This window comes from Novosphingobium sp. B1, from assembly GCF_900176395.1.
GTDB lineage: Bacteria > Pseudomonadota > Alphaproteobacteria > Sphingomonadales > Sphingomonadaceae > Novosphingobium.
On the sequence record NZ_FWXL01000046.1, the window covers coordinates 1 to 6,343 of the forward strand.

Genomic DNA, 6,343 nt, shown 5'->3' on the forward strand with positions numbered 1-6,343 from the left:
GTCCCGGCTTTGCTGGTGGAGGCGCAGCGGCCTGAACCGCTCGCGAGGTTTGTCGATCTCGCCCCAGAGATAGTCGCCGGTGAGGCCGATATGCTCCCAGCCCAGAGGGGCGACGTGGGCGAGCAGCTCGTCGGGCACGTCGACGCCGCTGCCGCGCAGATGACGGACAGCTCGGTCGAGATAGACGGTGTTCCAGAGCGTCATGGCCGCGGTGACGAGGGTCAGGCCGGAGGCGCGATGGCGCTGGTTCTCGAAGGTGCGGTCGCGCAGTTCGCCGAGGCGGTTGAAGAAGATGGCGCGGGCGAGCGCGTTGCGGGCCTCGCCCTTGTTGAGAATGCTGCCGGTGCGACGACGCTGGTCGGGATCATCGAACCAGTCGAGCATGAACAGGGTGCGTTCGATCCGACCTATCTCCCGCAGCGCGCGGGCGACCGAGTTCTGACGCGGGAAGCCCGCCAGCTTGCGGAGCATGACCGAGGCGCTCACCGTGCCGGCGCGGATCGAGGCGGCAAGGCGCAGGGTTTCGTCCCAGTTCTCCTCGATCGCGCGGATCTTGACCGGACCGGCGACGAGCGGGCGCAGCGTCGGCCACGAGTCGAGCGGCGACAGGCTGTAGAGCCGGCGCTCGTTGAGGTCGCGGATGCGGGGCGCGAAGCGGAAGCCGAGCAGATGGCACAGGCCGAAGACATGATCGACCGCGCCGGCGGTATCGGTCGCATGTTCGCGGATGACCAGCTCGCTTTCATGGTCGAGCAGGCCGTCGAGGACATGCGCGGCCTCGCCGGCATTGGCGGCGATGACCTTGGTGTGGAACGGCGTGAAGCGGTCGGTGACGTGGGTGTAGAACAGCACGCCTGGTTCGGTGCCATAGCGGGCGTTGTGATCGGCGCGGGCCTCGCCCTGACCACCGGCACGAAAGAACTGCCCGTCCGACGACGATGTATCGCCCGGTCCCCAGACCGCCGCGAGCGGATGCGCGGTATGGCAATCGACGATCGCCGCCAGCGCCGACAGATAGGTTTCGTCGCGCACATGCCATTCCGCCGTCCAGCGCAGGCGAGACAACGTCAGCCCGCGCGAGCTTTCGGCCATGCGGCCCAGGCCGAGGTTGGTCGCATCGGCGAGGATCGCACCCATCAGCGCGGACTGGTCGGAGGCGGGGGCGCCGCTGCGCGCATGGACGAAACGGTCGGCGAATCCCGACCATGCGGCGACCTCGACCAGCAGATCGGTGATTCGGACGCGCGGCAGCATCGCGTAGAGCCGGGCCTTTAGCGCATCGGCATCGTCGGACGGGGATCGCCGGATCGACGATATGAGCAACTGCCCGCGTTCGATCGTCACATCGACCAGCTCGCCCGCTGCGGCTGCGCGCTCCACCTCCGTCATGCGCCGGGCCAACAGGGTGCGGCGTTCCTCGTACCATTTGGAAAAGTCGGTCGGCACAACCAGGCGCAGATCGCCGCTCGCGCGCATCGCTTCGAAGGCGGGCATGGGCAGCTGATAGTCGTCGAGCGTGCGATAGGCGCGGCTGCCGTCCACCCAGATGCTGCCCGAGCCGAGCCGCTCGCGCAGGTGGGCGATCACTGCGATCTCATAGGCGCGCCGGTCTATCGTCCCTTCCGCCGGCTGCACGACCTTGCGCCAGCGCGGCTTGATGAAGCTGGTCGGCACTCGCTTCGGCAGGACCGATCGACCGTCGCGGTACATCGTGCGCAGCACCTCGATCGCGCCGAGCAGCGGATCAGCCAACCGCGCGGTGCGGAAGGTGAAAGCGGCGAGAAACGTCGGGGCGAAACGCCGCACGGCGGGATAGCGTTCGACCACTTCTTCCAGCCCGTCATCGGCCGAGCGCGTCAGATCCTCGGCAAAGCGGATGCTGCGTTCGAGCTGATCCCAGCCCATCTTCGCGTCGATCGCGCGGAAGGCATCGCGCCCGCTCGCACGAGCATCTACCAGCAGGCGACCGAGCCGGGCATGGAAACGCGCGGTGTCCTTCAGCATCCGTGCCTGGCCGAGCAGCCGATCGGAGCGGGTGCGGTCGGCACGGCGGAACAGCGCGCCCACCATCTTCTCCACCATGACCAGCGCGGCGTCGGTCAACGTCGCTTCCATCTCGATCACGGAAGCTACGAGCATGGCGAGCCGGCGCGGACGTTCGAGACGCCGCAGGTGCTGGGCGGTGACGATGCCGGCGGTCCGCGCAATGACGGCATAGCGAGCAGCATGGATACGTCGTGCTCGATCAGCCGCGATCCCGATGCCGCGCACGGTGTCGAGCCGTTCGACGATTCCCTTCAGGTTCGCGGCCGATGGTGCTTCCGGCCATTCGCGTATCCATCCTAGCCGGGTGCGCCCATCATCGTCGGAGGCGATCATGTGTTCGAGTGCGGCTTCCTGTTCGGTCGAACAGTCGCGGATCAGATTGGAATGGGCCGCCTTGCGCGCCCGTGTCCGCACGATGAGGGCGAGCCGTTCCAGCGTCGATGTCGCCGGCAGTACGATCCGGTCCGCCCGCAAGCGATCGACCATGCCTGTGACGATCGTCTCACCTCTATCAGTCGAAGCGGCAATCTCCGATCCCAGCGCCAGCATCGCCCGTACATCCACCCGCGCGAAGGCGCGCAGACCGAGCAGAGCTTCGATCTCGGCCCGGTGTTCGCGCAATGTCGTGGGGCGCGTGGCATAGCCGGTGAAGTCGTCGGCTACGCACCCGATCTGATCGGCGAGCAGCGCGAGCATGGCGGCGGGCACCGCATCCCCCGTCAGTAGCCTGCGACCGGGATGACGCAGGTAGCAAAGCTGCACCGCATAGCCGAGCCGGTTCGCCCCGCGCCGACGTCGCGCCACCTGTGCCAGATCGTCGGGACCGAGCGTATAGAGCCGTTCGATCGTCGCGCGATCGGCAGGCGGGTCGAAGATCACAGCACGCTGCGCGGGCGACAGGATGGTCTTGGTCGGCATCGGCTTCCTGTTCGTCACGAAACAGGAAAGCGTACCCGTTCATGGAGCATAGACCAGAAGACGGGTTATGTGACATTATCGCGATTGATCGACGGGCAATGCCGCTCCGTCACGTGAACGGACGTATATGTGACAACGCAGATCGGTTACGCGCGGGTGTCCAAGGCGGACGGCAGCCAGGTCCACGACCTGCAGCACGACGCGCTGGTCGCGGCCGGCGTCGATCCCGAGCATATCTATGAGGATGCCGCATCGGGCCGGCTCGACAAGCGACCGGGACTGGACGCCTGCCTGAAGGCGCTGCGCCGCGACGACACGCTGGTCATCTGGAAACTCGATCGGCTCGGCCGCGATTTGCGCCACCTCGTCAATACGGTTGGTGATCTGACGAAGCGTGGCATCGGGTTGAAGGTGCTGGCGGGCGAAGGCGCGTCGATTGACACAACCACCGCCAACGGTCGGCTGATCTTCGCGATTTTCGCCGGCCTCGCCGAGTTCGAGCGAGAACTGATCGTCGAGCGCACGCGCGCCGGTCTGGAGTCCGCTCGGGCACGCGGTCGGCACGGCGGGCGTCCGTTCAAGATGACGCCGGCCAAACTGCGTCTCGCCCAGGCCGCGATGGGCAAACCGGAAACCAAGGTCGCGGAGCTATGCGCCGAACTCGGCGTGACGCGCCAAACACTCTACCGACACGTCACGCCGAAGGGCGAGATCAGGCCCGATGGTGAAAAGCTGTTGGCGCGAGGGCGCCGATAGCAGTCGGCTGAAGCTGCTCAGGTTCAGAGCGACGATGCCGTAACGTAGGTTCCTACCGCAATCACGACGGCGGCAAAGCCACGTTCGAGCAGCCCCTTACGGGTGCCGAGAACCTTGCCCAATGCAATACCGCCGATCGTTCCAGCGACGCCGCCCACGACCAGCATCGCGGTCACGCTCCAGTCGACCAGCCCCGACAGGGCGTAGGACAAGGCGGTGGTCAACCCCAGCGCGCTGACGACGACCAGCGACGTGCCGATCGCGAAGGGCAGCGGCATCGCGGTCGCGAGGATCAGCCCCGGCACGATCAGGAAGCCGCCCCCGATCCCGAAGAAGCCGGCGGCAAGCCCGACGCCCAGCCCGATCGGAACCAAGCGCGGCAGCAGCGTCGAGGCGCTATCGCGGGTCAGTCGCACGTCCGGCGCTTCCGCCGTGCGGCGCTTGCGCAACATCGACAAACCGACGCCAATCATCAGAAGCCCGAACAGGACAAGCAGTCGCTTGCCGTCGAACGCCTTGCCCAACTCCGCCCCCAGCGCCGCGCCGATCATTCCGGAGACGGCGAAGACACTGGCGCACCGCCATTTCACGCGGCCCGCTCGCGCATGGCCGACCAGGCTGGCAAGCGCATTGACGGTGACGGCGACAGCGGCCGTCCCGATCGCAGCGTGCGGTGATCCGACGCCGACAACATAGATCAGGAGTGGCACGGCGAGGATCGACCCGCCTCCGCCGACAAGGCCGAGGATCAGGCCAATCACGCCGCCCGATGCAAGCGCGGCAAGGGTGGCAGCGGTGTCCACGATCGCCTCAGGCTGTCGCGCGCCGGTTCCAGGGCATGACGCGCAGCAGGTTGGCCATGCCGCACCACCCCGTCACGCCCGCGAACATCAGCCCCGCCCCGACGAACGCCGACAGCCCGAAGAAGCCGGGAGCGACGAACGTGCCGAGCAGAACGCCGATCAGCACCAGCCCACCGGCGGTAATCTGCACCTGCCGCATGATTTCCAACGGCTGCGACCGATCGGCGACGGTGGGCTGTCCTGCCTGCCGCCACGCATCGATGCCGCCGCCCAGGATATAGGCCGGCGCGCCACCCGCTGCCGCGCCGAGCTGCGCCGCATTGGCGGCGGTGCGCATCCCGGACTTGCAGTGAAAGACGACCGGACGATCGTCGCGCGGGAGATCGCCGATCCGGTCGAGCGGCACGTTCATCGCGCCGGGAATGCGTTCGCGCGCATGCTCGTCGGCACCGCGAATGTCGATCAGGCGCGCACCGGCATCGATCGCGGCACGGGTATCGTCGGGAGAAAGGGTCGCGAGCGTCATCGCATCAATCCTTGCAGTAGAGCTGGTAGAGAGTGCCGAGCAGCGTTTCGACGCGGGCATCCGCGATGGCGTACCAGAGCGTCTGGCTCTCCCGCCGGTAGGTGACGAGACCCTCGTCGCGCATCCTGGCCAGGTGCTGCGAGCAGGCCGACTGCGACAAGCCGACATCACGGGCCAGATCGCCGACCGTCATCTCGCCATGCTCGACCAGCTTGCACAGCAGCATCAGCCGGCGAGCATTGCCGATCGCCTTCAGCGTGTCGGCGACCTGCCCGGCCTTCGCCTCGAATGTCGCCAGGTCCATCGGCGGTTTGAGCATCATCGCCACTCCATTAGGTGTTGCTTATGTAGCACCAGCTAATATATTAGCAAGCGCTAACGGAGAAAATCATGACTCAGCCCCTCATCGAGGCGTTTTTCGACGAGCCGACCAATACGATTAGCTACCTCGTCGGCGATCCCGCGACACGGACTGCGGCGGTGATCGATCCAGTCCTCGACTTCGACATGGCGAGCGGCGTCGCCGACACGCGCTCGGCCGAGCGGATCGTCGCCTTCGCCCGCGAGCAGGACTGGCGGATCGCGATGGTGCTGGAGACGCACGCTCATGCCGATCATCTGTCGGCCGCACCCTTCATCAAGGCGCATACAGGCGCATGGATCGGGATCGGCGCGCATATCCGCGACGTGCAGAAAATCTTCCGCCCCGTGTTCGCGATGGATGATCTGAAAACGGACGGCTCGGACTTCGACCGCCTGTTCGAGAATGGCGACCAGTTCGCGATCGGGGCGCTGGCGGTCGAGGTGCTGCATGTCCCCGGCCACACCCCGGCCGACGTGACCTATCTGATCGGCGATGCGGCGTTCGTCGGGGATACGCTGTTCATGCCCGACTATGGCACCGCCCGCGCCGACTTCCCGGGCGGGGATGCGCGGACGCTCTATCGCTCGATCCGCCGGCTATTGGCGCTGCCCGACGAGACGCGACTGTTCCTCTGCCACGACTACAAGGCACCGGGTCGCGACGACTATCGCTGGGAGACGACGGTGGGCGAGCAGCGACGGTCGAGCGTCCACGTCCATGACGGTGTGAATGAGGACGACTTCGTCGCCATGCGCGAGCAGCGTGACGCCGGGCTATCCGTGCCCAAGCTCCTGCTGCCCTCGATCCAGGTCAACATCCGCGCGGGCCATTTCGATCAGGCGGAGGCGAACGGTGTCACCTACTTGCGTATTCCGGTAAAATGGAAAGCCGGCCATCCGTGATGTCATACGATCGCTGACACGGCTTTGT

6 protein-coding genes are annotated in these 6,343 nt (G+C 66.5%); 2 read left to right on the plus strand and 4 right to left on the minus strand.

Translation table 11 applies throughout. From position 1 onward, the window contains the following. Positions 1-2,964 (minus strand): Tn3 family transposase (locus B9A23_RS21790; RefSeq protein WP_066488359.1); only part of this gene is annotated, 2,964 nt, incomplete at its 3' end. A gap of 129 nt (positions 2,965-3,093) precedes the next feature. Here B9A23_RS21790 and B9A23_RS21795 point away from each other — a divergent pair. After that, positions 3,094-3,720, plus strand: coding sequence for a recombinase family protein (locus B9A23_RS21795; RefSeq protein WP_082052512.1), 627 nt, complete (start codon positions 3,094-3,096; stop codon positions 3,718-3,720). 23 nt (positions 3,721-3,743) lie between these two features. On the opposite strand, the gene B9A23_RS21800 is transcribed toward B9A23_RS21795, so the two are convergent. Genes B9A23_RS21800 through B9A23_RS21810 form a run of 3 tightly spaced genes read right to left on the minus strand, consistent with a single transcriptional unit; the run spans position 3,744 to position 5,371 of the window. Beyond that, positions 3,744-4,523, minus strand: a complete 780-nt coding sequence (locus B9A23_RS21800; RefSeq protein ID WP_042469177.1) for a sulfite exporter TauE/SafE family protein — start codon at positions 4,521-4,523, stop codon at positions 3,744-3,746. 7 nt (positions 4,524-4,530) lie between these two features. Further along, a complete protein-coding gene (locus tag B9A23_RS21805; RefSeq protein WP_042469176.1) occupies positions 4,531-5,049 on the minus strand; it encodes a rhodanese family protein in 519 nt (172 codons plus the stop codon). A gap of 4 nt (positions 5,050-5,053) precedes the next feature. After that, positions 5,054-5,371: an ArsR/SmtB family transcription factor gene (locus B9A23_RS21810; protein WP_042469298.1), complete on the minus strand. Its 318-nt coding sequence runs from the start codon at positions 5,369-5,371 to the stop codon at positions 5,054-5,056. Between the two features lie 68 nt (positions 5,372-5,439). On the opposite strand from B9A23_RS21810, the gene B9A23_RS21815 reads away from it, so the two are divergent. Continuing rightward, positions 5,440-6,315, plus strand: a complete 876-nt coding sequence (locus tag B9A23_RS21815) for an MBL fold metallo-hydrolase (protein ID WP_061780293.1) — start codon at positions 5,440-5,442, stop codon at positions 6,313-6,315. Positions 6,316-6,343 lie beyond the last annotated feature (28 nt).

Excerpts from the sequence above, each read along its gene's own strand:
- B9A23_RS21805 (WP_042469176.1), bottom strand. The coding sequence starts at position 5,049 with ATGACGCTCGCGACCCTTTCTCCCGACGATACCCGTGCCGCGATCGAT.
- B9A23_RS21810 (WP_042469298.1), bottom strand. The coding sequence starts at position 5,371 with ATGATGCTCAAACCGCCGATGGACCTGGCGACATTCGAGGCGAAGGCC.
- B9A23_RS21815 (WP_061780293.1), top strand. The coding sequence starts at position 5,440 with ATGACTCAGCCCCTCATCGAGGCGTTTTTCGACGAGCCGACCAATACG.